The sequence below is a fragment of the Rathayibacter sp. AY1C1 genome (assembly GCF_002932105.1).
Lineage (GTDB): Bacteria > Actinomycetota > Actinomycetes > Actinomycetales > Microbacteriaceae > Rathayibacter.
Map to the genome: position 1 here is coordinate 37,633 of NZ_PSWH01000013.1, position 24,267 is coordinate 61,899.

The following is a 24,267-nucleotide window of genomic DNA, read 5'->3' on the forward strand; positions in this document are numbered from 1 at the left end:
CTCACACCTCCGCGAGCGCGGGGAGGGCGCGTGCGCGCACCGCGGCGAGCGCGGGGAGGGCGCGTGCGCGCACCGCGGCGAGCCCGCGCTCGAGGTCGCGGAGGAGGTCGTCGACGTCCTCGATCCCGATCGACAGCCGGAGGAGCCCGGGGTGGATCCCGGCGGCGGCGCGCTCGGCGGGGGTGCGTCCGGCGTGGGTGGTCGACGCGGGATGCAGCACCAGCGAGCGCACGTCGCCGAGGTGAGTCATGTGGCTGAACAGCTCGACGGCGTCGATGAAGGCGGCCGCGCCCGCCTCGCCTCCGGCCACGGTGAAGGAGAAGACGGAGCCCTGCCCGCGGGGGAGCAGGCGCTGCGCGAGGGCGAACGACGGGCTCGACTCCAGGCCGGAGTAGTCGACCGACACGACCTCGGGCCGCCCCTCGAGGAAGCGGGCGACGGCGAGGGCGTTCGCCGAGTGCCGCTCGACCCGGAGCGACAGCGTCTCGACGCCCTGCCGCAGCAGGAAGGAGTTCAGCGGTGACGGCGTCGGTCCGAGGCGGGAGACCACGATGTCCCGCGTGTACGAGACGAAGGCGCGCCGGCCGTGCTGCTCGGTCCAGCTGCGGCCGCCGAACGACCGCTCCTCCTGGTTGAGGTGCGGGAAGAGCGCGGGGCGCGCCGCCCAGTCGAACGTGCCGGCGTCGACGATCACGCCGCCGAGGGCGGAGCCGTGCCCGGCGAGGAACTTGCTGGTCGAGTGCACGACCACGTCGGCCCCGTGCTCGATCGGGCGGAGGAGGTACGGGGTCGCGAGCGTGTTGTCGACCACGAACGGGAGCCCGTGCCGGTGCGCGATCGCGGCCAGCGCCGGGAGGTTCAGCAGATCGTTCTTCGGGTTCGGGATCGGCTCGCCGAAGAGGACCCGGGTGTCGGGCCCGATCCGCCGCTCCCACTCGCCGAGGTCCGACGCGTCGTCGACGAAGTCCACGCCGATCCCGAGCCGACCGAAGTTCTGCACCAGCAGCCCGCGGTTGCCCTCGTACAAGCGGCGCGACGAGAGCACCCGGTCGCCGGCCTGCAGGATCCCCAGGAGAGCGGAGGCGGTGGCCGCCTGGCCGCTCGCCACCAGGATCGCCTCGGCGCCGCCCTCGAGATCGGCGAGCCGACGCTCGACCTCCTCGGTGGTCGGGTTCCCGTTGCGGGTGTAGAGGTAGCCCTCGTCCTCGCCGGCGAACCGCTCGCGGGCGTGCTCGAAGCTGTCGAACACGAAGCCGGCGCTGAGGTGCACGGGCGAGACGCGCGCTCCGTGGGCGCCGTCGGGCGCGGCACCGGCGTGCACCTGGCGCGTGGTGAAGCCGGCGGCCGCGGAGGCACGGTCTTCGGGCGCCGGGGTCGAGGTCGCGGCGCTCGCCGCAGTGGTCGCTGTGGTCGCCGCAGCGGTGGTCGCGGTGGTCGCCGGTGCAGTGATCGTCACGGTGTGCTCCTGTCCAGACGCCCTGAAGGCGGATGCCGGGAGCCTGTCAGGCCGAGGGGAGTGCGCGCCGGATCGTGACGGAGTGTGACTGCGAGGGCGCGCCGTCGTGGGTCGTGGACGTCGACCGCTCGGAGTCCGCGTGTCGTGACTCAGCTGTGCGTCGTGTTCGCCCGGATCTCCTCGACGGACAGCTCCGGTGCGCCGCCCGCTGCCGCCGCCGGGTCCATCCAGACGAAGTCCCAGTGGTGGCCGTCGAGGTCGTCGAAGCTCTTGGAGTACATGAATCCGTGGTCCTGCTCGCCGGCCGGGGTCGCCCCCGCGGCGAGGGCCTTCCCGTGGAGCGTGTCGACCTCCTCCCTGCTGTCGGCGCTGAGGGCGAGCTGCACCTCGGTCGAGGTGGTGGCGTCGATGATCGGCTTGCTGGTGAACTCGGCGAAGAACTCCCGCGTGAGCAGCATCGCCGTGATCGTGTCGCTGATCACCACGCTGACGGCGTTCTCGTCGCTGAAGCCCTCGTTGATCGAGTAGCCGAGCGACTCGTAGAAGGCCCTCGCCCGGGCGAGATCGGCGACGGCCAGGTTGACGAAGAGCATGGTGGGCATCGGTGCACCGTTCCTGTCGGGACGCCGGTGGCGCGCCGCCGCCGGTCGTGACTGCATGATGGTGACCGGCCGGCGGCGGTGTCAAGGAAGCGCTGCCGAGTAGGCGGTGGATGCCCGGCGCGGGGCGTCCGGAGGAGGACTCGGCGCACGGATGCCGCGGATCTGCTGGACTGGCCTCGAGCACCGCAGCACGAGCAGGAGGGAGCGGACGTGATCGGGATCCTCGTCGCCACCGTCCTCGCGGCCGCCCTCCTCGCGGCCGGCTGGACCGCGATCGGACCCTCGCATCCGGTCTTCGCCGCGGTCGCGCAGGTGGTCCTCACCAGCTGGGCGGCCCTGACCTTCGGTGCGCGCACGCGTCCGCTCGAGCAGTCCTGGTTCGACGTGGGTCGCCGCGAGCCGGCGCTGCTGCGCGCGCTCGGTGTCGGCGTCTTCGGCCGGCTGCTCGACATCGTCGGGTGGAACCGCCTCGTCACCCGGGAGCGCGGCTTCGACGGCACGCGCGCGGGGCTGGCCGCACTCGATCAGCACACCCGCCGCTCCGAGGCGGTGCACCTCGCGTGCACGGCCGTCGGAGTCGCGCTCGCCCTCGCCGCGACGGTCACGGGTGCGACGGGCGGCGCGGCCTGGCTGCTCGGGTCGACGATCGCCGTCCAGCTCTACCCCGCGCTGCTGCAGCGGCTGGTGCGGGCGCGCATCCAGCGGGCGGGGCGGGCGGCGCGCGGTGCACTTCACGTCGCGGACTCGGGAGACAGCGCCCCCGGCGGCGGACCGACCACGGCTCCCGAAGGGCGGTGATCACGGGGTCCCCGACGCGCCGCGATCGTCACCGGGATCGGCCAGGGGATGGCGGCGCGCGAGGACATCGCGAGCCACGTCGGGCGGATCGCGCCGGTCGTCCTCCGCCGCCGTCAGCAGGAGAGCGAGGGCCGTGTCGGCGGGGACCCGCTGCGCTGCGCTGATGAAGCCGACGGCCTGCAGCACGGCGATCGTCCCCGGCGTGAGCGGGGCGCGGGACGCCGCCCAGCGACGGACCTCGGCGTCGTCCGTGTCCCCGGTCAGAGCGTCGGCCAGGGGGCGTGGAGGGAGGGCATGGGCGGGCCGGTCAGTGCCCGAAGCCGTGCTCGAGCTCGACGTCGAAGGTGACGTCGTCCTCGCTCGGCTGCACGGGGAACACTCCCGTGAGCGTCCTGGTGCGTTCGCGGATGCGGGCGACCTCGGCCGTGTTGTCCGGCTCCGGGAGATCGGAGGGAGTGGTCTCGGCGACCAGGGCGGCGCCGGCGTTGAGCAGGAACACCGCCTGCACGGTGCCGCCGTCGCCGCCGATGCCGGTGTACTCCACACGGTCCGCCGTGCTGCTCGCGGCGAGGGCGACGCCGTACTCGACCAGAGCGTCCGCCGCGTCGTCTCCGACCAGCATCGTCTTGTTCGCGAAGAGGAGATGCTTCATGCCTCCAGCGTGCGCAGCGCCGGCGCCGACGGGGGAGAGACTTGACAGCTCCTGAGGCGGTCGACACATGCGACCGCGGCACCCGGTGACGCCCGGTCGCGCCCGATCGTCCTCGGCGTCGCCGAGACGGCACCCGTGGCGTCGGCCGTCCTCTGAGCAGGTCCGCGTCACAGGAACGTGGATCGACGGACCCGTGCTGATGTCGGCCGCCGAGACACCCGGCCGAGAGCAGGGCGACGTGACAGGCGGTGTCAGCGGACCATTCGCCGACGCCCGCGCCGCTTCTCCCCTCTGAGGATCAGGGCCGCGAGGAACGCGGCGAGGAGTGCGCCGATGGTGTTCATGAACCAGTCGTTCGTGTCGCAGGAGCGGCCGATCGCCGGAACGCACGCCTGGACCACCTCGATCAGGGCGGACAGGCCGGAGACGGCGGCGGCGACGAGCAGGGGCCGGCCGACCGCGACCGCGAGCAGCAGGGCCCCGGGGAGCAGGAGCGCGATGTTCGCGAGGGTGTCGATGCCGTCGAACGGCACCGAGAACTGCACGGTGCAGAAGACCCGCGGCGTCCCGTCGGGCGGATACACGGTCAGCGCGATCCCCACGACGAAGGCGAGCGCGGCGAGGACGAGAAGAGACCTTTCCGCGCCGCGCCGGTGCAGCAGCCAGGCGATCGCCGTGACCACCGCGACCGCGATCCAGAAGGCGATCGGGACGAGCGCGGCGTGGTCGACGAGGAACGTGCTGATCACGGTGCTCCGCTTCGAGGTGTCGGGGTGGCGGGAGAGGAAGAGGTCTTCCGTTGACGGACGGCCCGCTCCCTCCAGGTCGGCTTGTACCGTCGACCCGCCCGCCTTCGGCGCGAGTCAGCTCCGGAGGGGAGAGCCTGCTGCGTCGAAGCGGTAGCCGCCGAAGGCGCCGCTGAGCAGCGGGCGCGCCGTCGCGATCGCGGCCTGGACCCGGGGGAGGGCGAGGGAGGCCCGATGCGCCTCGGCGCTCTCCCACAGCTCGACGACGAAGACGGTGTCGGGCTGCTCGTCGTCGACCCCGACCTCGTAGAGCAGGCAGCCGGCGTCGACGAGGTCGTCGTTGTGCTCGGTGAGGACGGCGACGAGCTCGTCGCGTCTGCCGGGGACGGCCCCGAGGGTGCCGACGTTCACGAAGGTCATGCCGCGAGGGTACCGCCGAGGACACCGGCGGCGGGTGGCCGTCTCGCCGGTCGGAGTGCGGTCGGGACGTCACGCTGGACGGAGTCGCCGTGCTCCCGCCTGCGAACCGCAGACCGGTCGCGGTCGGCCCGAGGCCACGCCGGCTCGGGAGGATCGCGTCGCGAGAGAGGATCCCCGGTGGTCTCCGCGATCCCCGTCGGGTCCCACCGGCCAGGCGTGAGCGTGCTCGGACCGACGGAGTGCGCCCGATCAGCCCGCGGGCCTGCTGAACAGATTGACGATGTTCCCGTCCGGGTCGCGGACGAGGGCGGAGCGGTTGCCCCACGGCATGGTGCTCGGCGGGAGCACCACGTCCTCGCTCCGGGGTCCGAGCTCGGCGAAGGCGCGGTCGACGTCGGCCACCTCGAACTCGAGCAGGACGGAGCGGTTCGCCGCAGGGACGACGGCGCCGTCGAGCATCGCGACCGTCGAGGTGTGGGCGATCGCGAGGGTCGCGCCCGCTCCGGTGAACTGCGCGAAGACCGGCGCCGGGCGCTCGGCCGGTCGGCCGACGACCTGCTCGTAGAAGGCGACGAGGCCGTCGAGGTCGTCGGTGACGATGCGGAGGGAGGTGAACGACATGGGGCTCCTTCAGGGGCGGGATGAGGTGATGGCACCAGGCTCGCCGGTCGTCGCGACACCGTCCTGTCGGTGTTTCCGCAGATCGTCCGCGACTCCGCGAGGTCCGCGGCGGCCGTCCCCGGAGCAGGTCAGTCGTCGACGACGGACCGCAGCCGTCCGTACTGGAGCGCGAGGTCCTCGGCTCGCAGGGTGCGCTGCGGAGGCCGCTCGTCGGTCACCTCGACCGACAGCATCCGGTCGCCGCGGAACGCCCTGACCCCCTCCCGCAGCCGGCACCACGCGATCAGGTACCAGTGCTCCTCCTTCCCGATCGAGCCGAGCGGTTCGACGTCGCGGACCGATTCCGCGCCGCTGCTGTCGCGGTAGCGGAGCCGGACGACACGATCCGCTCGGAGGGCCGTCGCGAACTCCGCCGGGACGACCGCCTCCTCCTCGCTCTCGAGGAAGTGCACCCGGGAGGCGACCGCGCCGGCGCGGGCGGCCACGTCGTCCGGCAGGACCGCGAGCGTCTTCCGGGCAGCGGTCCTGGCTGCCTGCCGGAACGGACTGCGCTGCAGCGCGCTGAGGCCGATCAGCACGGCGACGGCCTCCTCCACCGTGAATCCGGCCGGCCCGAGGGTCGCGGACGCGTCGATGACGTAGCCGCCCGTGCGGCCGGGCTCCGCCCAGATCGGCAGACCCGCCTGCTGCAGCGCGGACAGGTCCCGCTCGATGGTCCGCACCGACACCTCGAACCGCTCGGCGAGACGGCGCGCGCTCCGCGGCCGGGGCGAGACCGCCCGCAGCTCCTCGACGAGCCCATACAGACGATCGGTGCGGTTCACCCGACCATCATCCGTCCGGGCCTTCGGGGTGGCGTCCGTCGCCGGACTCACTGCGGAGAGATCTCCGCGGCAGCGGCCGCCGCGGGGCGCCTGCGGGAGGAGCCGTCCTGACGGTGGGCCGCCCCTGGGAGTCGCCCGTCTACTCCGCGAGCGCGCGCAGGTGCACCGCCGCCCAGGAGCGGAACGGCGTCCACGTCTCGGAGATCTCGTCGATCGACCGGTCGTCGCCGTAGCGCTTCGCGACTTCGTCGCTCAGTCTGCCCTCGTTGCGCGGCAGGACGTCGGGGAAGTTCGCGCCGCGGATCACGACGAGCTCGGCCGAGAACGGCCCCATCCCCAGGATGCTCTGCACCTGGACGAAGGCCTCGGCCGGCTGGAGCGAGCGCAGGTGGGAGCCGGAGAGCTGTCCGTCGAGGGCGGCCTCGGCGATCGCCTGCAGGTACTCCGCCTTGCGGTCGGGCAGGTCGAGGGACGCCGCACGCAGGACGGCCGGGGACGGGAAGGCTCCGTCATCACCGAGCTGCTGCGCGAGACGCGTCCTGACCGCCGCCGCCTGCCGGATCTGCAGCCGACGCGACAGGACCGTCCAGACCGCCGCCTCGTAGGGCGAGAAGAAGCCGCACGGCCGGAACCCGGGGAGCCGAGCCTGCGCGTCCGCGATGACCTCGTCGCGCGCCGCGACGTCGGGCCAGCTGCGCCCGTCGATGTCGATGGACAGCAGCCGACGAACCTGCTCGGTCGCGGCGTCCAGGTCGCCCGGGCCCTCGGCCACGATGCGGGCGGACGGCCCGTCCTGGGTGACCGCGACGTCCACTCGCTGCCAGTCGGCATCGCAGAGGAGGGCGGAGCGGATGCCCGCGGCCTGCGGCTGCGACGCGAGCCGGTTCGGGGTGAAGCCCTTCCAGAACCGCTGGGTGGTGGCCAACGACCAGGGCCCGAGGATCTCGTGAACGGTCTCGAGTCGAGTCACGGTCGGGCCTCGGGGCGCTGAGCGGCGGCAGGACCGTCGGTCCCGGAGGGGGTGGACGAGCCGTCGGGCGGTTCATCGGCGTGTGCCGCATCGGTCGACCGTTCTCCGAAGAGGAAGGCCTCGCCGTCGGAGTAATGGCTGTTCACGCTCAAGTGCTCGGCGAAGCGCTCGTCCCCGAACGCCGCTGTCAGGTCGTCGGCCGAGCGCCACTGCACGTACTCGATGATCCGATCGCTCCGGAGGTCGCGGAAGAAGCTCGTCGAGACGAAGCCCTCGAGCGTTCTGATGTGACCGCGCGTCTCGCTCTCGTTGTACTCGGCCATCCATGCCTGCTTGCCCGCGACGGGCGCCAGTCGGATGATCTCGTGGGCCGCCGTCGGGGCAGCGCGCACCGGATCGACGGGAGTCGCGTCGTCCGGGCTCGCCGTCGCCGAGGTGGTGAACCGGTAGATCCCCTCGTCCACGCGCCACGACGATTCAGTGCGGCTCAGTTCCGCCGCGAAATCCTCGGCGTCGTGGCGGCTGCGCCAGAAGAGCAGCCCTAAGAGGAGATCGGTGCCGGGGGAGGAGGGCGGGCCGAGCACGCGGCCCTGCGCCAGCCGGATCGCTCCGCCGTACCCCGTCCTCGGACGTGCGAGCGCTGCCGGCGAGGTGGCCGGATCGGACCGTTCCGACCCCGCGCCGCTCGGGTGCGCTTCTGCGCTGACCACGACGACGAAGGGGGACGCGTCACCGTCGACGGTGGTGCTTCGTGGGGACACTGACATGGGAGGACCTCCGGGCTTCGAGGACGCCGGAGGTTTTCAGCCCCGGATCGACACCGCCGGTGAGACGGGTCGACCACTCCGATGAGAATCGGTCAGGCGATGACGGTACACCACTTCCCTCCCGCCGTCCCGATCCCGGACGCCCGATTCGCATCCCTCGGGTGAAGCGGTCGGTCCCGCTCGGCGGTGACGGGGACAGCCGCCCGACCGGCGACCGCGGCTCAGTACTGCGCCGGCTCGTGCACCTCGACGGAGCCGTAGAGGGGGGCGCGGCGGGCGTACCGCACGGCGTCGTCCCGGGTCGGGCAGTCGAGCAGGTAGTAGCCGACGAGGGCTGACCGCTCCTCCGCTCGGGACGGGGCCGGAGTGCCGCCTTCTCTTCGCGCCGCGGTCAGATCCGTCTCGACGGAGACGTCCCCGGAGGCGTCGGCGAAGCGTCCGGAGTCGACGAGGACGCCGTCCGCCTTCAGCGACGCGTCGTAGTCCGCCCAGGCCGCGTAGTCCTCGGGCGCATCGCCCCCGGCGTAGCTGCCGTCCGACCGCATCACGAGCATGATCTTCATCGCGCCTCCTGATTCATCCGACCACCGTTCCCCCGGCGGCCGCCTCCGCGGTCGGATCGCCCCCGGGAACCGGCACGCCGAGCCTCCGACCATTCTGGGTCGAGGTGACCGTGCAGGGAAGGGATCGCTACGGAGCGGGATCGTCCGCGTCGAGGGCCTGCTGGAGGAGCCGGAGCGCCTTCGGCCCGACTCCGTGGAGGGTTGCGAGACGGTCGAGGCCCACCCGCCTCACGTCGTCGACATCGTGCACGCCCGCGTCCTCGAGCGCACGGGTGGCCGGGGCGCCGACGGCGGGAAGCGGTCGCGAATCCATACGTCCGACACTACGAACCGGACGACCGTGCCGACAGCCGATCATTCGGCGACTTCTGGCGGCGGGTGATTCCGGCGGCTGCCGTCACGACAGCAGCGGCGGCGAAGGCGACCATCGTGCCCTCGTGGTCGTGGTCCCGGGTGGATGGAGGGCCCCCGGGCGAGGTCGTCCGCTCAGGCCGCGGGAGTCGGACGCGGAGGCGCCGTACTGCCGCGTTCGACGATCTCAGGGCCGAGGAGGCGCACGACGTACGCCTCCTCGGTGTCGGTCGCGCCTTCGATCCGGCGGACGAGCTGACGCACCGCCATGCTCCCGAGCCGGTCGGGTGCGCTCTCCACGAAGGAGTAGGGGAGCGAGAAGGTGCGCGCGAACTCCTCCGAGAACCGGCCGAGCACCGAGACGTCCTCCGGGCTCCTCGTGCTCCGCGCTCCCAGAACGCTCGGAAGTGCCGCTGCGGCCGCCTCGTTGTTGACGAGCAGGCCCGTCGCCCGAGGGTGCGCGTCGAGCAGGTCTCCGAGCGCCCGGCCGACGTCCGGCTGGGTGGAGGGCGCGAACGACGTGTGCAGTCGGATGCCGTGGGCGTCGGCGGCCTCGAGAGCGGCGTCCTGCAGGCGCCAGACGTAGGCGCCGCCGCGATCGACGACGTGCTGGGGCGGGGACACGAGCACGAGCTCCCGATGCCCGAGGGAGTGGAAGTGCTCGATCATCGCGCGACCGGTCTCCTCGAAGTCGAGGTCGAAGACGTCGACGCCGGAGCAGTCCCTCGGCAGGCCGACGAGGGCGCCCGGCTGCCGGGCGTTGCGCAGGATGTCCAGCCGCGGATCGTCCACGGCGACGTTGAGCAGGACGATCCCGTCGACCATGCGGGAGTCGCTGATGCGTCGCAGGGCGCTTGTGCCGTCGGCGTCGGTGACCAGCAGGATGTCGTATCCGAGCTCGCGGGCCATGTTCGAGACGCCGAGGGTGTACTGCAGCATCGCGGGGGCGAACTCGTCCTCGAGGAACTGCGCCAGCAGGCCGATGACCCGGGTCTGCGAGGTCGCCAGCGATCGCGCGCCCGCGTTGGGCGTGAACTCCAGGCGACGAGCCGCAGCGAGCACTCGTCGGCGCACTTCGGCCGAGATCGGGCGGTTGCCCGAGAACGCGTAGGACGCGGTGCTGCGGGAGACGCCCGCTTCGCGGGCGACGTCTGCGATGGTGGCCACTGTCGTTCTCCTCGGAGGCTGTCGGACGGCGAGGACCGGTCGGACTGCTGCCGGCTCTCCGCTCAGGTGCAGGAGAGCACGCGGCGGTCGCACCTCATGCTCCTGCATCCAGGGGCCGCTGCCGGTCCGGGTGGGGGGCGCCCCAGCTGCGCCCAGCCTGCCGTGGCATGCCCCGCACACGCTCGAGGCGCCCCGTACGGATACGGGGCGCCTCGAGGTCCGGGTCAGTTCAGGGTGAACTGGACGGTGGTGGTGTTCCCGGCGACGTCGTGGACGACCATGGTGTTGGCACCCTTGACCGCGCCGAAGACGCCCGGCTTGATGAAGTTCACGTCGGACCACGCGTTGTCGGTGAGATCCTTCACGCGACCGTTGATGACCGCCCTGTCGATCCTGCCCGCGTCGTACAGCTTGAAGCTCACCTGGTCGTAGACGCCCTTCTCACCGGTGGTGAAGGAGGGCTCGGTCTTGACCGTGGCCGTCGGCGCCGTGCTGTCCAGCGTCACCGCGAAGGTCTTCGTGGGCGCGATGTTGCCCGCGAGATCCTCCGCGTTGTACTTGACGGTGTAGTTCCCGTCGGGCAGCTGCACCGTGGCCGAGTGCGATCCGGTCCTCGCTCCACCGGCGACCGGGGACTGCGTGCTCGTGACGAGCTTGCCGTCCTTGTAGATGTTGGCCACGATGCGCTTCAGTCCGCGGTCGTCCGTCGCGTCGACCTGGACGGCCAGTGCGGAGAAGGGGCCCGCCGTGGTGGGCGACACCAGCGTGACCGCCGGCTTGGTCGTGTCGGCGACGGCGACCGGCGTGAGCGTCCAGAACCGGTCGGCGGTCTGGGCGTCGGTCGCGGTGCTGGTGGTGGCCCCGTCGGTTCCGAGCACGATGGTCCCGTTCCGGTTGTTCCCCGAGGAGTCCTGGAGCGCGGCTCCGGACGCCTCGTCGAACGCGTACTGCGCGACGGTGCCCGCCGCCGCCCGGCCGCCGGCCAGAGCGGCCACGTCGGCCGCGGACAGCGCCCGGTCGTAGACGGCGAAGTCGTCGATCGCGCCGTCGTAGGCCGGGTCCCCGTACTGCGACTTGCCCAGGTAGTTCCGGTTGGTGTTCCCGAGAGCCGACGGCTTCACCGTCATGTTCGGGTTCGTGGCGACGACCGTGCCGTTGAGGTACATCGTGCCCTGCGTGCCCGAGACGGTGACGACCACGTTCGACCACTGGTTGAGCGGGAAGTTCTGACCGCCGTAGGTCAGTCGCTGCTCGCCTCCGGCGCCGGTGTTCGTGATGGCGAACCGCGGTCCGGCACCCCCGGCGTTGAGAGTGAGGAACATGTTGACGTTCTAGCCCGTGCCGAAGTCGAAGACGCGGGAGTAGTTCGTCAGCGACGCCGGCTTGATCCAGGTCGAGACCGACCAGTCGCCGGTGAGTCCGCTGACGATTCCGCTGGGTAGCGACCCGTACGACGCCGTCTTGCAGAAGTCCAGTGCCGTGCCGAACCTGCCCGGCTGGCGGGCTCCGCTGACCTGGCAGTTGGACGTCGGTGCGCCGTCGGACCACTGGATGACCGCAGCGCCCGCGTCCTTGCTCAGGTTGAGGACCCCGAGCGTCTTGCCCGTCGCGTAGTTCGCGAGGCGGACCTTCCCCTTCCCGTCGGGGATGAGCTGCCAGAGCTGCTCGTCTCCGCCGTTCGCGTCGGCGATCACCGCGGCTGCTCCGTTGGACGTCGCGGCGCCGGCGATGGTCAGGGCGCGTCCGCTGGGCGTGTGGATGACGCGGTAGAGGCCCTGGCCCGCTGCCGTGATCCTCCACGCCTGTCCGGTCGAGGTCGCGGAGTCGGCCTGGACGACCGGCGTCCCGTTCGCGGTCGCGCCGCCCTGCGTGGCGAGCTGCAGACCGGAGTTCGCGTTGCCCACGGTGTAGTCGCCCGCCAGGCTGGTCGGGCTCTTCTCCGGGGTGACGATCACCTGGTAGCCGTAGGTCGGGTTCATCACGATGGGCACCGTGATCGATCCGTCGCTGGCGACCTCGTAGGTCGTGTTCGAGATGGTGACCGGGCCGTCGGTCTTCACCGTGCGGCCGTAGGAGGCGGTGAAGTCCACCTGGACGTCGACCTTCGAGCCGAGCGACAGCTCGTCGAGCCCGTTGACCTTGATGGACGTGGCTCCGGTGTTGCCGCCGGCGATGACGCGCACTTCGTCGCCCTCGTCGCTGACGGAGGCGGCGCCGTCGAGCGGGCTCTCGTTCGACGGCGGCGTGGTGGTCACCATCTGGCCGCTCATCTGGGCGTACCAGGTGTAGAGCCAGTACGCGCCGTTGGGGTCGCCGTTCCGTCCGGTGAGGAGGTCGCCCAGGGCGCCCGACTGGTTCCAGAACGGGAGCTCGGCGCGGGTGATCCCGTAGCGCTCGAGCTTCGCGATGTACCCGACCAGCGGGCCGGACAGGCCGACCTCGGCGGGTGCCGCGTACTCGGTGATGTCGATGGGCGGCTCGGGGAGGTCGAGGTCGTCGAGGATGGCCCGGACCTTCTCGACGTCGCCCTTGATCTTCGAGGAGCGGATCAGCTCGTGCCACTCGAGGACGTCCGGGAGGGTGTCGGTCGCCTTCGCGTGCTCGTAGAACGCGCGCATGTTCGTGATGTTGTCGGAGTAGGCGGGGCCCTGGATCGGCATCTCGGGGTCGAGGGTGCGGATCAGACGGTAGGTCTCGGTCCAGAGATCGAAGAAGGAGCCGTTCGACGCCTGCCAGGTGATATCGGGCTCGTTCCAGATGGCATAGGCGACGATGTTCGTCTTGCCGGACGCCTGGGTGTCCTCGACCATCTTCTCGACGGCCGGGAGCCAGGAGGCCTTGTCGTATCGATAGGGCCAGCCGGGCAGGTAGTCCACCAGGCGGACGACGACGCCCGCACCGGCCGACTTCGCGGTGTCTGCGACCGACAGGGCGTCACCGGTCGGCTGCTGTGTGCCCCCCTCGGGCTTCTGCACGAAGGTGTGCGGCTTGATGGGGAGGATCTTGTCGAGGGACGGAATACCGGCGCTCGCCAGTCCGTACAAGGACCCGCTGGCCATGTGAGTGACGGGACGGAAGGGCTGGTCGGCCTCCACGACGAGCGTGGCTGCGGCTCCGGGTGCCGCTTCCGCGGGAGCGCCCACGGCGAGGACGCTCCCCGCTGCGACGACCGCCGCTGAGACGACTGCTGCGAGGACACGACGCCCGCGGATCCGACGGCGCTGTCGCCGGTCGGCATCCGTGGGAGGCGTCTCGCTTAGAGCGATGGATCTGTTCATCTGCTGTATCTCCATTGATCGAGCGATTGGTCGAACCTGTCCGCACAGTGCTGCATAGATCATCGAACCGGTTCGATGTGGATTAAAGCATTAACTGGCCGAGGCCTCAATACCTCTGAGCTCTTCGAGCCTTTCGCGCCTGATTCGACATGATGCGTTCGTATCTTTCCGACACCTCTGCACCAGAAGTTGCGAAAGCTTATGAGGACCGTCGAGTGGCGCGGGAAAGAGCTGTCGACGGCGTTTTGTCCTGGGCGCGCGTCCCACGGGGGAGGACCGTGCGGGAGCGGATCCCCGGCTGTGCCGCATCGTCGAAGGTCTCGACCCGGTCCGTTCACCGGGGCGGGGTCGAGGGAGAAGCCCCTCCGCCGCGACGAGCGGCAGAGCAGCGACCCTCAAGCGGTTCGGACCTCTACCGTTGCACCCGTGCCCCTCCTTCTCGCCGACCTGCTGTCGTGAGAGCGCTCGTCGCCTGGCTCGAGCGCCGCCAGATCCCGCTCTACCTCGCCGCGATCGCCGCCGGCGCCGCTCTCGGACTGCTGCTGCCCGCCGCGCACCACCTCGAGGTCGCGATCGAACCGGTGCTCGCGCTGCTGCTGTTCGCCACGTTCCTCGGGGTCCCGTTCGCCGCGATCGGACGGTCTCTGCGCGACGGCCGCTTCCTCGCCGCGGTCGGGGTGCTGAACTTCGTCGTCGTGCCGCTCGTCGCCTACGGGCTGTCCCGATTCGTCGCCGACACTCCGGTGCTGCTGTTCGGGGTCCTCCTGGTGCTCCTGACGCCGTGCATCGACTACGTGATCGTGTTCGCCGGGCTCGCCGGAGGGGCGTCCGACCGGCTGCTCGCCGCCGCACCGCTGCTGATGCTCGCGCAGATCCTCCTCCTCCCCGTGTATCTGCTGCTCTTCATCGGTCCTGCGGGGGTGGCGGTGGTCGACGCCGGTCCGTTCGCGCGGGCGTTCCTGCTGCTGATCGTGGTGCCGTTGTCTGCGGCCGGGCTGGTGCAGGCCCTCGCGCGCCGACACGTGTCCGGCCGGATCGTCGAGACCACGATGCTCGGGCTCATGGTGCCGCTCATGACGGCCACGCTCTTCACCGTCGTCGCCTCCCAGGCCGGCGCCGTGGGCGCCTCGGCCGGCCGGCTTCTCGTCCTCGTCCCGCTCTACGCGGGATTCCTCGTGGTCATGACCGCTCTGGGGCTCGGTGCTGGACGCGTCTTCCGACTCGACGTGCCCGCGACGCGCGCCCTCGTGTTCAGCGGCGCGACCCGCAACTCGCTCGTCGTGCTGCCCCTCGCACTCGCGCTCCCGGCACCGCTGTCGCTCGCGCCCGTCGTCGTCGTCACGCAGACTCTCGTGGAACTCGTCGGCATGGTCGTCCTCGTCCGACTGCTCCCTCGGCTCGCCCGAGACCGAGCAGCGCGGGCCGGCCCGGTCTGACGCGGACTCACCAGCGCCCGAGACGACTCGGGCCTGCAGAAGGGTTGCCCCGGGGAGTCGCCCGGGAGGTGCTCGCCGGTCAGTCCTTCTCCGGTCTGCCCGCAGTCCCCGCGTCAGCGGGCTCATCGGCCGGGGCGACAGGAGCTGCGGACTCGACCGCGGTGGGCTGGACCTCGGCTGATCTCGCATTCCTGGCGGCGAGGCGCTTCTTCTGGGACTTGCCGGTGCTGAACGGGCTCACCCACAGCCAGGAGAAGCGCCGCAGCGACTGGAAGATGAACAGCGACGCCCAGAGGGAGAACACCGTCAGGGCGACCGGGAAGACCGTCGCCGGAAAGGTGGGGACATGCGTCTCGCCGAGCAGGGGGACGAATGCGACGACGACCGCGATCACGAAGAGGTGCAGGAGGTAGATCTGGAAGCTCTGCTGCCCCATGGTGACGAAGATCTTCAGTGCGCGGACCTTGACGAGGTACTGGGAGCCGGCGATGCCCGCGATGATCGCGACCGAACTGGCGATCAGGATGACGCCCGGAACGCGGTTGGCGTCGAAGGCGACGATCACCGCGATGATGCCGAGGTAGGCCACCGCGAGCGCGAGCGCCTGCCAGAGCTTCACACGAGCGGCGAAGCGGTAGAACGTGCGGGGGATGAACATCGCCACGAGGAAGAAGATGAAGTTCTGGAGCACCCGGTCCCAGCCGATGTTGTCGGTGTCCAGCAGGCCGGTGGTCGTCGCCGCGACGGCCAGCAGCCCGGCCACCGAGAGCTGGATCCACCGGGGCACCTTGCGGATCAGCCAGGCGAGGATGCTGAAGATCGCGAGAGCCCAGATGAACCAGTAGCTGCTCGACGGCAGGATGGGGAGCACCAGCACGTTGAGCGGGTCCGTCGGCGAGGTCGCCTCCGACCGTGAGAACGGGACGATGAGGTAGAAGACGACCCGGATGAACGACCACAGCAGGTAGAGGTACACCAGCGCGAGGACTCTGCGGCGCCACAGTTCGGCGAACGTCCACGTCAGCATCCGGGCGGCCGTGAGGCCCGCGATGAAGAAGAACACGGGCATGGGGAAGTAGAGGAGCACGGTCCGGAGCTTCGGGACGTACCCCGCGAGGTCGAAGAATCCGAGGAACAACGACGAGTGGTAGAGCACGACGAGGCTGATCGCGACGCCCTTGGCGAAGTCGATCCACTCCCGCGACTCGGGGCGCTTCACCACGGCGCCGGTCGCACTCGACCCGGTCATCCGCCGCTCCTCGCGTGGGCGCACACGGCGCGATCACTGTTCACCGATTGCTGCGGATCCATTGAGCCCCCAAGATGTCGAATTCGAACCGGATGCGAATGAGCCCCCGGTTCATTCCCCGTACGGGTCCTGAGAGTACGGGAAAGTTTCCGATCACGGACGAGCCGATGGAGTATCGAGGCGGCAAGGGAAGTCCGGACGCCTCGCCGCCGCCTGTCCGCGGAGATCGCCCGTCCGATCCCGGAGTCACTCGGTGGATCGGGACGGGCGGCGGAGGATCGCAGACGAATGGACCGTCGAGAGACCCGCAGACGGCGCTTTCGTCCAGCCCCGGGGGTCGCGGACCCGAAGAACGAGACGAAACCGGCGTGCGGCTAGGACACCTCGACCTCTCCGGCATACTCCATGACGTGAACGACGCCACCACCGCCCCCAGTCTCGACGGCCGCGAGTTCGTGATGACCTCCTCGACCAACAGCGCGGTCGACCCGGAGTCGCCGTCGCGGTTCCACTACTCCGAGCGCGACGGAGTGGTCTGGGGCGACTACGTCGGCGACACCGTGACCTTCGGCCGGTTCGTGGGCACGCGCACCGGCGACGCCCTGCAGGTCTCGTTCGTGCACCAGCTGATCGACGGCGGGACCGTGGTCAGCGGCACCGGCGGCAGCCGCGTCGAGCTCGACGGGGAGGGCCTGCTGCGGCTCGTCGAGGAGTTCGAGATCGACGGCGACGACCACGTCAGCATCTGCGTCGAGGTCTGACGCTCAACGCGCCGCGTCGCGGCCGTTCCCCGCGGTGGTGAACCGCGTCATGCCGAGCCGGTTCGTCGATCCGGAGCGGTCGGGGATGTCGGAGGGCAGCAGGTAGGCCTTGCGCACCACCTCGTCGAGCACGACGACCGAGACCACCGACTTCACCTCGGGTCGGGCCGCGACCACGCCGGTGACGAAGTCGTGCACGCCGCCGATGTCGAGCGAGCGGACCAGGAGCATCGCGTCGTGCTCGCCGGTCGTGATGCAGCAGTACTCGACGTCGGGCATCTGGAGGATGCCCTCGCGGAACCGGTGCCACGACTGCGGATGCACCGTCACGAACACCAGGGCGCAGACGTCGAGCCCCACCTTGCCGGGATCGACCAGGGCCGAGAACCCGGTGATGACGCCGGATGCGGTGAGCTGCTCGACCCGGTTGTAGACGCTCGCCCGCGAGACGTTCACCCGCTCGGCCAGGGCGGACATCGAGATGCGCCCGTTCTCGCGCAGGACGGCGAGGATGCGCAGATTGAGGTCGTCGAGCCCGCCCGCGCTTTGTCCAGCGACCGCACCGGCGGCCGGATCGGTGATCGACATAATCCACTCCTTCGTCGCTGCAGGCGGCAGTTCGTCCACGATAGCGGCCCTCTGGAAACGGAGTGCGTCGCGATGTGCCATCGTTTCGCAACACGTCCAGCCGAACCCTCGCCAGGAGGCCTCCATGGTTGTCCGCTCCACCCGCACCCCGCGCTCCGCCCCGACGCGAGTGGTGATCGCCGCTGCGGCGGTCTCCCTCGCCCTTCTGGTGGCGGGCTGCTCCTCGGGCCGCGTCGACACCGCCGACGGCAGCAGCGCGACGCTCACCATCAACAAGGCGTTCGACCTCAAGACCGCCGACCCGGGCCGCATGTACGAGCCGACCGGCCAGATGGTCGACAAGGCGCTCTACGAGACCCTTCTCACCTTCGAGGGCGGCGACGTCTCGCAGGTCGTCGACGGCCTCGCGAGCCTCGAGCAGTCCGACGACGCGAAGACCTTCACCCTCACCCTGAACGGCGAGCACACCTTCTCGGACGGCACCGCGATGACCGCCGACGACGTGGTGTTCTCGCTGCAGCGCGTGATCGGCCTGAAGGGCAACCCCTCGTTCCTCCTCGACGGCGTCACCGTCACGAAGAAGGACGACACGACGGTGGTGCTGACCACCGAGAACCCCACGCCCGCCCTGCCGGCGATCCTGGCGAACCCGGCGCTCGGCATCCTGAACTCGAAGGTCGTGAAGGAGAACGGCGGCACCACCGACGAGACCGACACCGCCGAGACGTTCCTCAACACCACCTCCGCCGGCTCCGGCCCGTACGTGCTCGACACGCTCGACCTCGCCTCGCAGGTCGTGCTGACCGCGAACGAGAACTACGACGGCGACGCCCCGGGCTACGGCCGCGTGGTCATCCAGAACGTCGAGGGTGCGACCCAGAAGATCAACGTCGAGGGCGGCAGCGCCGATGTGGCGCTGGACCTCTCGGGCACTCAGGCGGAGGCGCTCGGCGACTCGGTCGCGGTGACCAGCGACCCGTCGGCGAACGTGATCTTCCTGCTGCTCAACCAGAACCCGAGCGTCTCGGCGATCACGTCGAACCCCGACTTCGTGAAGGCCGTGAAGGAGGCCGTCGACTACGACGACCTCGTCTCGATCGCCGGCAACGGCACCGCCCAGGCGTCCGGCGTCATCCCGAGCATGCTGCTCGGCGCCCTGCCCGAGAGCGGCGCGCTCACCCAGGACCTCGACGCCGCGAAGGCGGACCTCGCGAAGAGCGGCTACGCCGGCGAGTCCGTGACGCTCAACTTCCCGAGCGACATCAGCCTGAACGGCATCGACTTCCCGACCATCGCGCAGCGCATCCAGTCGCAGCTGAAGGACGCCGGCATCACCGTCGAGCTCGCACCGGCCCCCGTCGCCACCGAGCTCGACGCCTACCGCAACGGCACCGAGACCATGGGCCTCTGGTACTGGGGCCCGGACTACCCGGACCCGAGCGACTACCTCGTCTTCACCCCGGGCGACGTCGTGGGCCTCCGCTCCGGCTGGACCGACGGTGCGGCCCCCGCGATCTCGGCGCTGGCCGACGCCGCGTCCACCGGCGGCAGCGACGACGAGCGCCAGTCGCGCTTCGAGGAGCTGCAGACCGCGCTGAACGCCGACGGCCCCTTCATCCCGCTGCTCCAGCCCGGCAACAACATCGCCGCGGCGAAGGACGTCTCGGGTGTCGTCTACAACGCGGTGTGGACCATCGACATCGCGGCCCTCGCCGCGCAGTAGCCCGTGTCCACCACCACGACGGCCGTCCGGACCCCGCGTCAGCGCGGGGGCCGGGCGGCCCACCCGTTCCTCCGCTACGCGCTCCGCCGCGTGCTCACCTCGCTGCTGCTGGTGGTGGGCGTGACCCTCGTCACCTTCATCCTGACCAACCTCGTGCCGGGCGACCCCGTGGCGGCCGCCCTCGGCCAGCGCGCTGCGGAGGATCCGGAGATCGTCGCGCAGTTCCGCGCCCAGTACGGTCTCGACCAGCCCCTCGTCGTGCAGTACTTCACCTACCTCGGCAACCTGCTGCACGGCGACCTCGGCGTCTCCACCACCACGCACAACCCGGTGGTCGCCGACCTGGCGAAGGCGCTGCCGGCCACCCTCGAGATCGCCTTCGGCGCCATCGTGCTCAGCGTGATCGTCGGCGTGCTGTTCGGCACCGTCGCCGCCTACCGGCGCGGCAGGGCCTCCGACCACGTTCTGCGCGTCGTGTCGCTGGCCGGCCTCAGCGTGCCGACCTTCTGGCTCGCGCTGGTCCTCTACTACGTCCTCTACTTCCAGCTCCGGATCGCGCCGGGATCCGGCCGGCTGAGCAGCGACTTCACCACGCCGCCGACGGTGACGGGCCTCTACACGGTCGACGCCCTGCTCGCCGGCCAGCTCGACACCTTCCTCGACGCGGCGTCGCACCTCTTCCTCCCCGTCCTCGTCCTGACGCTCTACACGGTGGGCCTGCTGACCCGGTTCGTGCGCACCGCGGTGCTCGAGATCCTCGACCAGGACTACGTGCGGGCCGCCCGCGCGAAGGGGCTGCCGAACCGCGCGGTCACCTTCTCCTACGTGCTGCGCGGGGCGAGCATCCCGATCCTCACCGTCGTGGGCCTCGCCTTCGGCAGCCTGCTCAGCGGCACCGTGCTCGTCGAGGCGGTCTTCGGCTGGCCCGGGATCGGCTCCTACGCCTACCAGGCCGCGTCGCACCTCGACCTGCGCGGCATCATGGGCGTCGGCCTGCTCATCGGCGTGATGTACCTGCTCGTGAACCTGATCGTCGACCTGCTGTACGGCGTGCTCGACCCGAGAGTGAGGCTGGCCTCGTGACGGATCCGCGAACCACCCGGTCCGACCCGCGCGACGGCGCTCCGGCCGGTCCGCGCGACGGCGTCGGTGCCGGAGTGCTCGACCCGGTCGCCGCCCCCGGCCTCCGCCTGCGCCGCCCCCGCCTGGGCCGCTGGTCGGCGCCGCTCGGACTCCTCGGCGCCGCCGTCGGCGTACTCTGGATCCTCATCGCCGTGCTCGCCCCCGTCATCGCCCCGCACGATCCGCTCGCGCAGGACCTGCCCCTCCTCCAGGCACCCGGCGAGGGCACGCTGATGGGGACCGACGCGCTCGGCCGGGACGTGTTCTCGCGCGTGATCTGGGGTGCCCGGGTCACGATCCCGCTCGCCCTGCTGCTCGTCGTGATGTCGGTGCTGATCGGCGCGATCGTCGGATCCGTCGCCGGATTCCTCGGCCGTGCGGTCGACGAGGTCGCGATGCGCATCACCGACCTCGTGATGGCGTTCCCCACGGTCATCCTGGCGATGGTGATCGCGGCCGCGCTCGGAGCGTCGCTCCTGAACGCGGTGCTCGCGGCGCTGATCGTGTCGTGGCCGTCCTACGCCCGGCTGACCCGCGGTCTCGTGCTCGGCCTCCGCTCGTCGAACTACGTCGTGTCCGGACAGCTGCTCGGCTTCTCGCCGCTGCGCTCCATCGTCCGCGACATCGCGCCCAACATCGTCGGCCCGGTGCTCGTCCTGGCGAGCCTCGACATCGGCACGGCCATCCTCCTGCTGTCGGGCCTGTCGTTCCTCGGGCTCGGCGCGAAGCCGCCGACCGCCGAGTGGGGCTCGATGGTGTCGGACGCCATCCAGAACTTCGACGCGTGGTGGATCGGCGTCTTCCCGGGCCTGGCCATCCTCACCGTCGTCATCGCGTTCAACTTCGTCGGCGACGCCCTGCGCGACGCCCTGGACCCGCGGTCGCAGACGATCCGCGGAGGAGGCGCCACGCTGTGAGCGACGCACTGACCATCAGCGGGCTGCGCATCCGCACCCGCAGCCACGCCATCGTGGACGGCATCGATCTGGCGTTGCGCCGCGGCGGCATCCACGGTCTCGCCGGCGAGTCGGGCTCGGGCAAGACCATGACCGCCCTGGCGGTGCTCGGACTGCTGCCCGGAGCGATGACGGCCAGCGGGAGCATCCGCCTCGCCGACGACACCGGCGACGGCACGACGGAGCTCGTCGGCGCGTCCCGGCAGGTGCTCGGCACGGTGCGCGGACGCCGGGTCGCCATGGTCTTCCAGGACCCGTCGACGAGCCTGCACCCGCAGCTCACCGTGGGCCGCCAGCTCACCGACCACCTGCGCCACCACCTCGGTCTCGGCAAGGAGGCCGCGCGGTCCAGGGCCGAGGCCCTGCTTGAGCGGGTGCGGGTCCCGGACGCCCGGGCCTCCCTCGGGCGCTACCCCCACCAGTTCTCCGGGGGTCAGCGGCAGCGCATCGCGATCGCGGTGGCGCTCGCGTGCGAGCCCTCGGTGCTGCTGGCCGACGAGCCGACGACCGCGCTCGACGTGACCGTGCAGGCCGGAGTGCTGCAGCTGCTGCGGGAGCTGGTCGACGACGGCGGGCTGAGCATCCTGCTCGTCACCCATGACCTCGGCGTGATGAGCGCCGTGGCCGACGAGGTGACGGTGATGCGCCAGGGGCTCGTCGTGGAGTCGGCTCCGCGCGAGCGGCTGTTCACCGCACCCGAGGACGAGTACACGCGGGCGCTGCTCGCGGCTCTGCCCGGCTCGAGCTTCGAGGAGAGCCCGGAGGAGCTGGTCGCCGAGCTCGTTGAGGGGCACGAGAGGGCCGCCGCCGCGGACGATCCGGGCGCGGCCACGGCAGGCGACGTCGAGAGGGGTGCGCGATGAGCGCGGGAGTGGTTCTCGAGGCCGATGGCATCGTCGTCGAGTACGGGCGGCGACCGCCGCTGCGTGCCGTCGACGGGGTCGGCTTCCGGGTGGCGGCCGGCGAGGTCGTGGCGCTGGTCGGCGAGAGCGGCTGCGGCAAATCGAGCCTCGCGCGCGCCGTCGTCGGCATCGAGAAGCGCCGCGGTGGCGACGTGCGCCTGAACGGCGTCGACGTCCCCGCGCTCGGACTCCGTCGGCGCAGTCCGGCGATGACCGGCGTGCAGATGGTCTTCCAGGATCCGAACTCCTCGCTCAACCCCCGTCGCCGCATCGGCGAGCAGATCGGCGACGGCGTCCGGGCGGCTCTCGCCCGGGGAGCCGAGGGCTCGGACCCGGCCGACTGGCTGCGCCGCGTCGGGCTCGACCCGGCGATGGCGAGCCGGTTCCCGCACGAGTTCTCCGGCGGCCAGAAGCAGCGCATCGCCATCGCGCGGGCCCTCGCGGCGCGGCCGCGGATGCTCGTGGCCGACGAGCCGATCTCGGCCCTCGACGCCTCGACCCAGACGAGCGTCGCCGCGCTGATGCGCTCGCTCAGCGTCGAGGCCGGCGCGGGCATGCTGTTCATCTCGCACGACCTCTCGGTGGTCCGGCGCATCGCCGACCGGGTGCTCGTGATGTACCGCGGCCGGGTCGTGGAGTCGGGGGACACCGAGACGGTGTGGCAGAGCCCGCTGCACCCGTACACGCGGGCGCTGCTCGCGGCGATCCCGCTGCCGGACGGGCTGGGGCGGCTGCCGCTGGCTCCACTCGACGCCGACCGGGCGGCCTGGCTCGAGGAGCTGCCCGACGCGCTGGAGCGGACGGGCGCGTGAGCGCGGTGGAGGAGGCCCGGGCCGAGGAGTCCGCACTCTGGAGCATGCCGAGGGCCGTGAACCGCAGCCCGCTCCCCGGGGACGGCGCGTTCATGACCGCCGGCTGGGCCGATCCGGAGCCGGTGATCGACCCCGACGAGCCGGTGCTCGCCTACACCGCGGAGCGCCGGTCGCGACTGGCGCAGGCGCTGCCCGCCGAGCTGCTGATCATCCCCGCCGGCCTGCCGCGGGTGCGCTCGAACGACAGCAACCACCGCTTCCGCCCGGGCACCGACCACGTGTGGCTGACGGGCAACGGAGTCGCCGAGAGCGTGCTCGTCGTCGACACGACGGGAGGGGAGGCCGGCTCGATCCTGTACCTGCGTGCTCCCTCCGGCCGCGACGGAGACGAGTTCTGGCAGAACGACGCGCTCGGCGACCTCTGGGTCGGGCCGCGGCCGTCGCTCGCCGAGACGCAGGCGGCGCTGGGCATCGAGACCCGGCCGCTGGCCGACTTCACCCGCGACGTGGAGCGGGCCGCGCGGCGGGCCCGGCGCATCCGGGTCCTGCCCACCCTCGACGAGAGCGTCGACGAGCTGGTGCGGAGCATCTGCGGGCCGGAGCTCGGACCGCACCTCGTGCTCAAGGCGACGCTCGACGAGCTGCGCCTGATCAAGAACGACTGGGAGATCGGACGGCTGCAGCTCGCCGTCGACGGCACGGCGCGGGGCTTCGACGACTGCCTCGAGGCGTGGCCGGTCGCCCGCGCGATGCCCCGCGGCGAGCGCTACCTCGAGGGCACCTTCGCCCGCCGCGCCCTGGTCGAGGGACAGGGGCCGGCCTACGGATCGGTCGTCGCCTCGGGAGCGCACGCCACGACCCTGCACTACACGCGGAACACCGGGCCCCTCGCCGAGGGCGATCTCGTCCTGATGGACATGGGGGTCGAGCTGCACTCGCTCTACGCCGCCGACATCACCCGGACCTTCCCGGTCAGCGGGGAGTTCACCCCGCTGCAGCGGGACGTGTACTCGATCGTGCTGCGCGCGCAGCAGGCCGGCATCGACTCCCTGCGCGCGGGAGTGCGCTTCCAGGACTACCAGGACGCGTGCGGGCGAGCCCTCACCGAGGGGCTGATCGACCTCGGCCTGATCCGCTGCTCCGTCGACGAGGCCATGGCCCCGTCCGCGTCGTACCACCGCCGGTGGAGCATCTCCCGCGCCGGGCACATGCTCGGGATGGACGTGCACGACTGCAACCACGCTCCGCACGAGACGTACCTCGGCGGAGTGCTCGCGGCCGGCCACACGCTCACCGTGGAACCGGGCCTCTACTTCCAGCCGGGCGACCTGACGGTCCCCGCCGAGCTGCGGGGGCTGGGCATCCGGATCGAGGACGACCTCGTGGTCACGGAGACGTCGTCGATCCTGCTCTCGGCGGCGATGCCGCGCACGCCCGACGCGGTAGAGGAGTGGATGGCGAGGTTGGCGGGCTGAGAGATCGGGCCCTCGACGCGATCGGCCG

26 protein-coding genes are annotated in these 24,267 nt (G+C 71.3%); 9 read left to right on the forward strand and 17 right to left on the reverse strand.

The genetic code is table 11. The features are described from left to right. Nucleotide 1 precedes the first annotated feature (1 nt). Nucleotides 2-1,321 (reverse strand): O-acetylhomoserine aminocarboxypropyltransferase/cysteine synthase family protein, encoded by a 1,320-nt coding sequence (locus C5C71_RS08170; RefSeq protein ID WP_104337521.1) that lies wholly within the window; start codon nucleotides 1,319-1,321, stop codon nucleotides 2-4. Nucleotides 1,322-1,605: 284 nt separating this feature from the next. Further along, complete coding sequence (locus C5C71_RS08175; RefSeq protein ID WP_104250854.1) at nucleotides 1,606-2,058, reverse strand: VOC family protein; 453 nt, start codon at nucleotides 2,056-2,058, stop codon at nucleotides 1,606-1,608. Nucleotides 2,059-2,268: 210 nt separating this feature from the next. Between C5C71_RS08175 and C5C71_RS08180 the strand changes: the two genes are divergently transcribed. Next, nucleotides 2,269-2,856, forward strand: coding sequence for a hypothetical protein (locus C5C71_RS08180; protein ID WP_104333574.1), 588 nt, complete (start codon nucleotides 2,269-2,271; stop codon nucleotides 2,854-2,856). On the opposite strand, the gene C5C71_RS08185 is transcribed toward C5C71_RS08180, so the two are convergent. The 13 genes from C5C71_RS08185 to C5C71_RS08250 form a co-directional block, all read right to left on the reverse strand. After that, nucleotides 2,857-3,042, reverse strand: a complete 186-nt coding sequence (locus C5C71_RS08185) for a hypothetical protein (RefSeq protein ID WP_104233977.1) — start codon at nucleotides 3,040-3,042, stop codon at nucleotides 2,857-2,859. It lies immediately after the preceding gene. Nucleotides 3,043-3,163: 121 nt separating this feature from the next. Then, nucleotides 3,164-3,508: a hypothetical protein gene (locus tag C5C71_RS08190; protein ID WP_104337495.1), complete on the reverse strand. Its 345-nt coding sequence runs from the start codon at nucleotides 3,506-3,508 to the stop codon at nucleotides 3,164-3,166. 251 nt (nucleotides 3,509-3,759) lie between these two features. Next, entirely contained in the window at nucleotides 3,760-4,257 is a 498-nt protein-coding gene (locus C5C71_RS08195) for a VanZ family protein (RefSeq protein ID WP_181065669.1), read from the reverse strand. A gap of 114 nt (nucleotides 4,258-4,371) precedes the next feature. Then, nucleotides 4,372-4,674, reverse strand: coding sequence for a putative quinol monooxygenase (locus C5C71_RS08200; RefSeq protein WP_104226533.1), 303 nt, complete (start codon nucleotides 4,672-4,674; stop codon nucleotides 4,372-4,374). A 249-nt stretch (nucleotides 4,675-4,923) separates the two neighbouring features. Then, on the reverse strand, nucleotides 4,924-5,295 hold the full coding sequence (locus C5C71_RS08205; RefSeq protein ID WP_104272993.1) for a VOC family protein: 372 nt from the start codon (nucleotides 5,293-5,295) through the stop codon (nucleotides 4,924-4,926). A gap of 128 nt (nucleotides 5,296-5,423) precedes the next feature. Then, the gene (locus C5C71_RS08210) at nucleotides 5,424-6,119 is read right to left on the reverse strand and encodes a YafY family protein (RefSeq protein WP_104262256.1); all 696 of its coding nucleotides are present in this window, start codon (nucleotides 6,117-6,119) and stop codon (nucleotides 5,424-5,426) included. A 139-nt stretch (nucleotides 6,120-6,258) separates the two neighbouring features. Beyond that, complete coding sequence (locus tag C5C71_RS08215) at nucleotides 6,259-7,089, reverse strand: DNA-3-methyladenine glycosylase (RefSeq protein WP_104268968.1); 831 nt, start codon at nucleotides 7,087-7,089, stop codon at nucleotides 6,259-6,261. Then, complete coding sequence (locus C5C71_RS17570; RefSeq protein WP_181065670.1) at nucleotides 7,086-7,856, reverse strand: hypothetical protein; 771 nt, start codon at nucleotides 7,854-7,856, stop codon at nucleotides 7,086-7,088. Before C5C71_RS17570 ends, C5C71_RS08215 begins: the two co-directional genes overlap by 4 nt. A 221-nt stretch (nucleotides 7,857-8,077) precedes the next feature. Then, nucleotides 8,078-8,419: a YciI family protein gene (locus C5C71_RS08230; protein WP_181028805.1), complete on the reverse strand. Its 342-nt coding sequence runs from the start codon at nucleotides 8,417-8,419 to the stop codon at nucleotides 8,078-8,080. 127 nt (nucleotides 8,420-8,546) lie between these two features. Continuing rightward, on the reverse strand, nucleotides 8,547-8,732 hold the full coding sequence (locus C5C71_RS08235; protein ID WP_104337500.1) for a DNA-binding protein: 186 nt from the start codon (nucleotides 8,730-8,732) through the stop codon (nucleotides 8,547-8,549). 173 nt (nucleotides 8,733-8,905) lie between these two features. Continuing rightward, a complete protein-coding gene (locus C5C71_RS08240; RefSeq protein ID WP_104337501.1) occupies nucleotides 8,906-9,937 on the reverse strand; it encodes a LacI family DNA-binding transcriptional regulator in 1,032 nt (343 codons plus the stop codon). Between the two features lie 224 nt (nucleotides 9,938-10,161). Next, entirely contained in the window at nucleotides 10,162-11,259 is a 1,098-nt protein-coding gene (locus tag C5C71_RS08245) for a LamG domain-containing protein (RefSeq protein WP_104337502.1), read from the reverse strand. Nucleotides 11,260-11,268: 9 nt separating this feature from the next. After that, nucleotides 11,269-12,996: an RICIN domain-containing protein gene (locus C5C71_RS08250; RefSeq protein WP_219814171.1), complete on the reverse strand. Its 1,728-nt coding sequence runs from the start codon at nucleotides 12,994-12,996 to the stop codon at nucleotides 11,269-11,271. A gap of 674 nt (nucleotides 12,997-13,670) precedes the next feature. Between C5C71_RS08250 and C5C71_RS08255 the strand changes: the two genes are divergently transcribed. Then, entirely contained in the window at nucleotides 13,671-14,651 is a 981-nt protein-coding gene (locus tag C5C71_RS08255; RefSeq protein ID WP_258068680.1) for an arsenic resistance protein, read from the forward strand. 79 nt (nucleotides 14,652-14,730) lie between these two features. Here the strand turns inward: C5C71_RS08255 and C5C71_RS08260 are convergent, their stop codons facing one another. Continuing rightward, the gene (locus C5C71_RS08260; protein ID WP_104337504.1) at nucleotides 14,731-15,900 is read right to left on the reverse strand and encodes an acyltransferase; all 1,170 of its coding nucleotides are present in this window, start codon (nucleotides 15,898-15,900) and stop codon (nucleotides 14,731-14,733) included. A gap of 410 nt (nucleotides 15,901-16,310) precedes the next feature. Between C5C71_RS08260 and C5C71_RS08265 the strand changes: the two genes are divergently transcribed. Then, on the forward strand, nucleotides 16,311-16,661 hold the full coding sequence (locus C5C71_RS08265) for a hypothetical protein (RefSeq protein ID WP_258060307.1): 351 nt from the start codon (nucleotides 16,311-16,313) through the stop codon (nucleotides 16,659-16,661). A 3-nt stretch (nucleotides 16,662-16,664) separates the two neighbouring features. Here the strand turns inward: C5C71_RS08265 and C5C71_RS08270 are convergent, their stop codons facing one another. Then, on the reverse strand, nucleotides 16,665-17,249 hold the full coding sequence (locus tag C5C71_RS08270; protein WP_104223259.1) for an Lrp/AsnC family transcriptional regulator: 585 nt from the start codon (nucleotides 17,247-17,249) through the stop codon (nucleotides 16,665-16,667). A 124-nt stretch (nucleotides 17,250-17,373) separates the two neighbouring features. Between C5C71_RS08270 and C5C71_RS08275 the strand changes: the two genes are divergently transcribed. Genes C5C71_RS08275 through C5C71_RS08300 form a run of 6 tightly spaced genes read left to right on the forward strand, consistent with a single transcriptional unit; the run spans nucleotide 17,374 to nucleotide 24,239 of the window. Further along, a complete protein-coding gene (locus C5C71_RS08275) occupies nucleotides 17,374-18,972 on the forward strand; it encodes an ABC transporter substrate-binding protein (protein ID WP_104337505.1) in 1,599 nt (532 codons plus the stop codon). Nucleotides 18,973-18,975: 3 nt separating this feature from the next. Beyond that, a complete protein-coding gene (locus C5C71_RS08280; RefSeq protein WP_104226525.1) occupies nucleotides 18,976-20,055 on the forward strand; it encodes an ABC transporter permease in 1,080 nt (359 codons plus the stop codon). Next, nucleotides 20,052-21,011 (forward strand): ABC transporter permease, encoded by a 960-nt coding sequence (locus tag C5C71_RS08285; RefSeq protein ID WP_258068682.1) that lies wholly within the window; start codon nucleotides 20,052-20,054, stop codon nucleotides 21,009-21,011. The genes C5C71_RS08280 and C5C71_RS08285 overlap by 4 nt, the downstream gene beginning before the upstream one ends. Beyond that, a complete protein-coding gene (locus C5C71_RS08290) occupies nucleotides 21,008-21,913 on the forward strand; it encodes an ABC transporter ATP-binding protein (protein WP_104315383.1) in 906 nt (301 codons plus the stop codon). The genes C5C71_RS08285 and C5C71_RS08290 overlap by 4 nt, the downstream gene beginning before the upstream one ends. Then, on the forward strand, nucleotides 21,910-22,764 hold the full coding sequence (locus C5C71_RS08295; RefSeq protein ID WP_104239496.1) for an ATP-binding cassette domain-containing protein: 855 nt from the start codon (nucleotides 21,910-21,912) through the stop codon (nucleotides 22,762-22,764). Before C5C71_RS08290 ends, C5C71_RS08295 begins: the two co-directional genes overlap by 4 nt. After that, nucleotides 22,761-24,239 (forward strand): aminopeptidase P family protein, encoded by a 1,479-nt coding sequence (locus C5C71_RS08300; RefSeq protein WP_219812642.1) that lies wholly within the window; start codon nucleotides 22,761-22,763, stop codon nucleotides 24,237-24,239. The genes C5C71_RS08295 and C5C71_RS08300 overlap by 4 nt, the downstream gene beginning before the upstream one ends. Nucleotides 24,240-24,267: the final 28 nt, after the last annotated feature.

Bases quoted from the DNA above. Each gene is read 5' to 3' on its own strand.
- C5C71_RS08175 (WP_104250854.1), bottom strand. From the start codon at position 2,058: ATGCCCACCATGCTCTTCGTCAACCTGGCCGTCGCCGATCTCGCCCGG.
- C5C71_RS08190 (WP_104337495.1), bottom strand. From the start codon at position 3,508: ATGAAGCATCTCCTCTTCGCGAACAAGACGATGCTGGTCGGAGACGAC.
- C5C71_RS08200 (WP_104226533.1), bottom strand. From the start codon at position 4,674: ATGACCTTCGTGAACGTCGGCACCCTCGGGGCCGTCCCCGGCAGACGC.
- C5C71_RS08205 (WP_104272993.1), bottom strand. From the start codon at position 5,295: ATGTCGTTCACCTCCCTCCGCATCGTCACCGACGACCTCGACGGCCTC.
- C5C71_RS17570 (WP_181065670.1), bottom strand. From the start codon at position 7,856: ATGTCAGTGTCCCCACGAAGCACCACCGTCGACGGTGACGCGTCCCCC.
- C5C71_RS08230 (WP_181028805.1), bottom strand. From the start codon at position 8,419: ATGAAGATCATGCTCGTGATGCGGTCGGACGGCAGCTACGCCGGGGGC.
- C5C71_RS08235 (WP_104337500.1), bottom strand. From the start codon at position 8,732: ATGGATTCGCGACCGCTTCCCGCCGTCGGCGCCCCGGCCACCCGTGCG.
- C5C71_RS08245 (WP_104337502.1), bottom strand. From the start codon at position 11,259: ATGTTCCTCACTCTCAACGCCGGGGGTGCCGGACCGCGGTTCGCCATC.
- C5C71_RS08250 (WP_219814171.1), bottom strand. From the start codon at position 12,996: ATGGCCAGCGGGTCCTTGTACGGACTGGCGAGCGCCGGTATTCCGTCC.
- C5C71_RS08260 (WP_104337504.1), bottom strand. From the start codon at position 15,900: ATGACCGGGTCGAGTGCGACCGGCGCCGTGGTGAAGCGCCCCGAGTCG.
- C5C71_RS08270 (WP_104223259.1), bottom strand. From the start codon at position 17,249: ATGTCGATCACCGATCCGGCCGCCGGTGCGGTCGCTGGACAAAGCGCG.
- C5C71_RS08275 (WP_104337505.1), top strand. From the start codon at position 17,374: ATGGTTGTCCGCTCCACCCGCACCCCGCGCTCCGCCCCGACGCGAGTG.
- C5C71_RS08295 (WP_104239496.1), top strand. From the start codon at position 21,910: ATGAGCGCGGGAGTGGTTCTCGAGGCCGATGGCATCGTCGTCGAGTAC.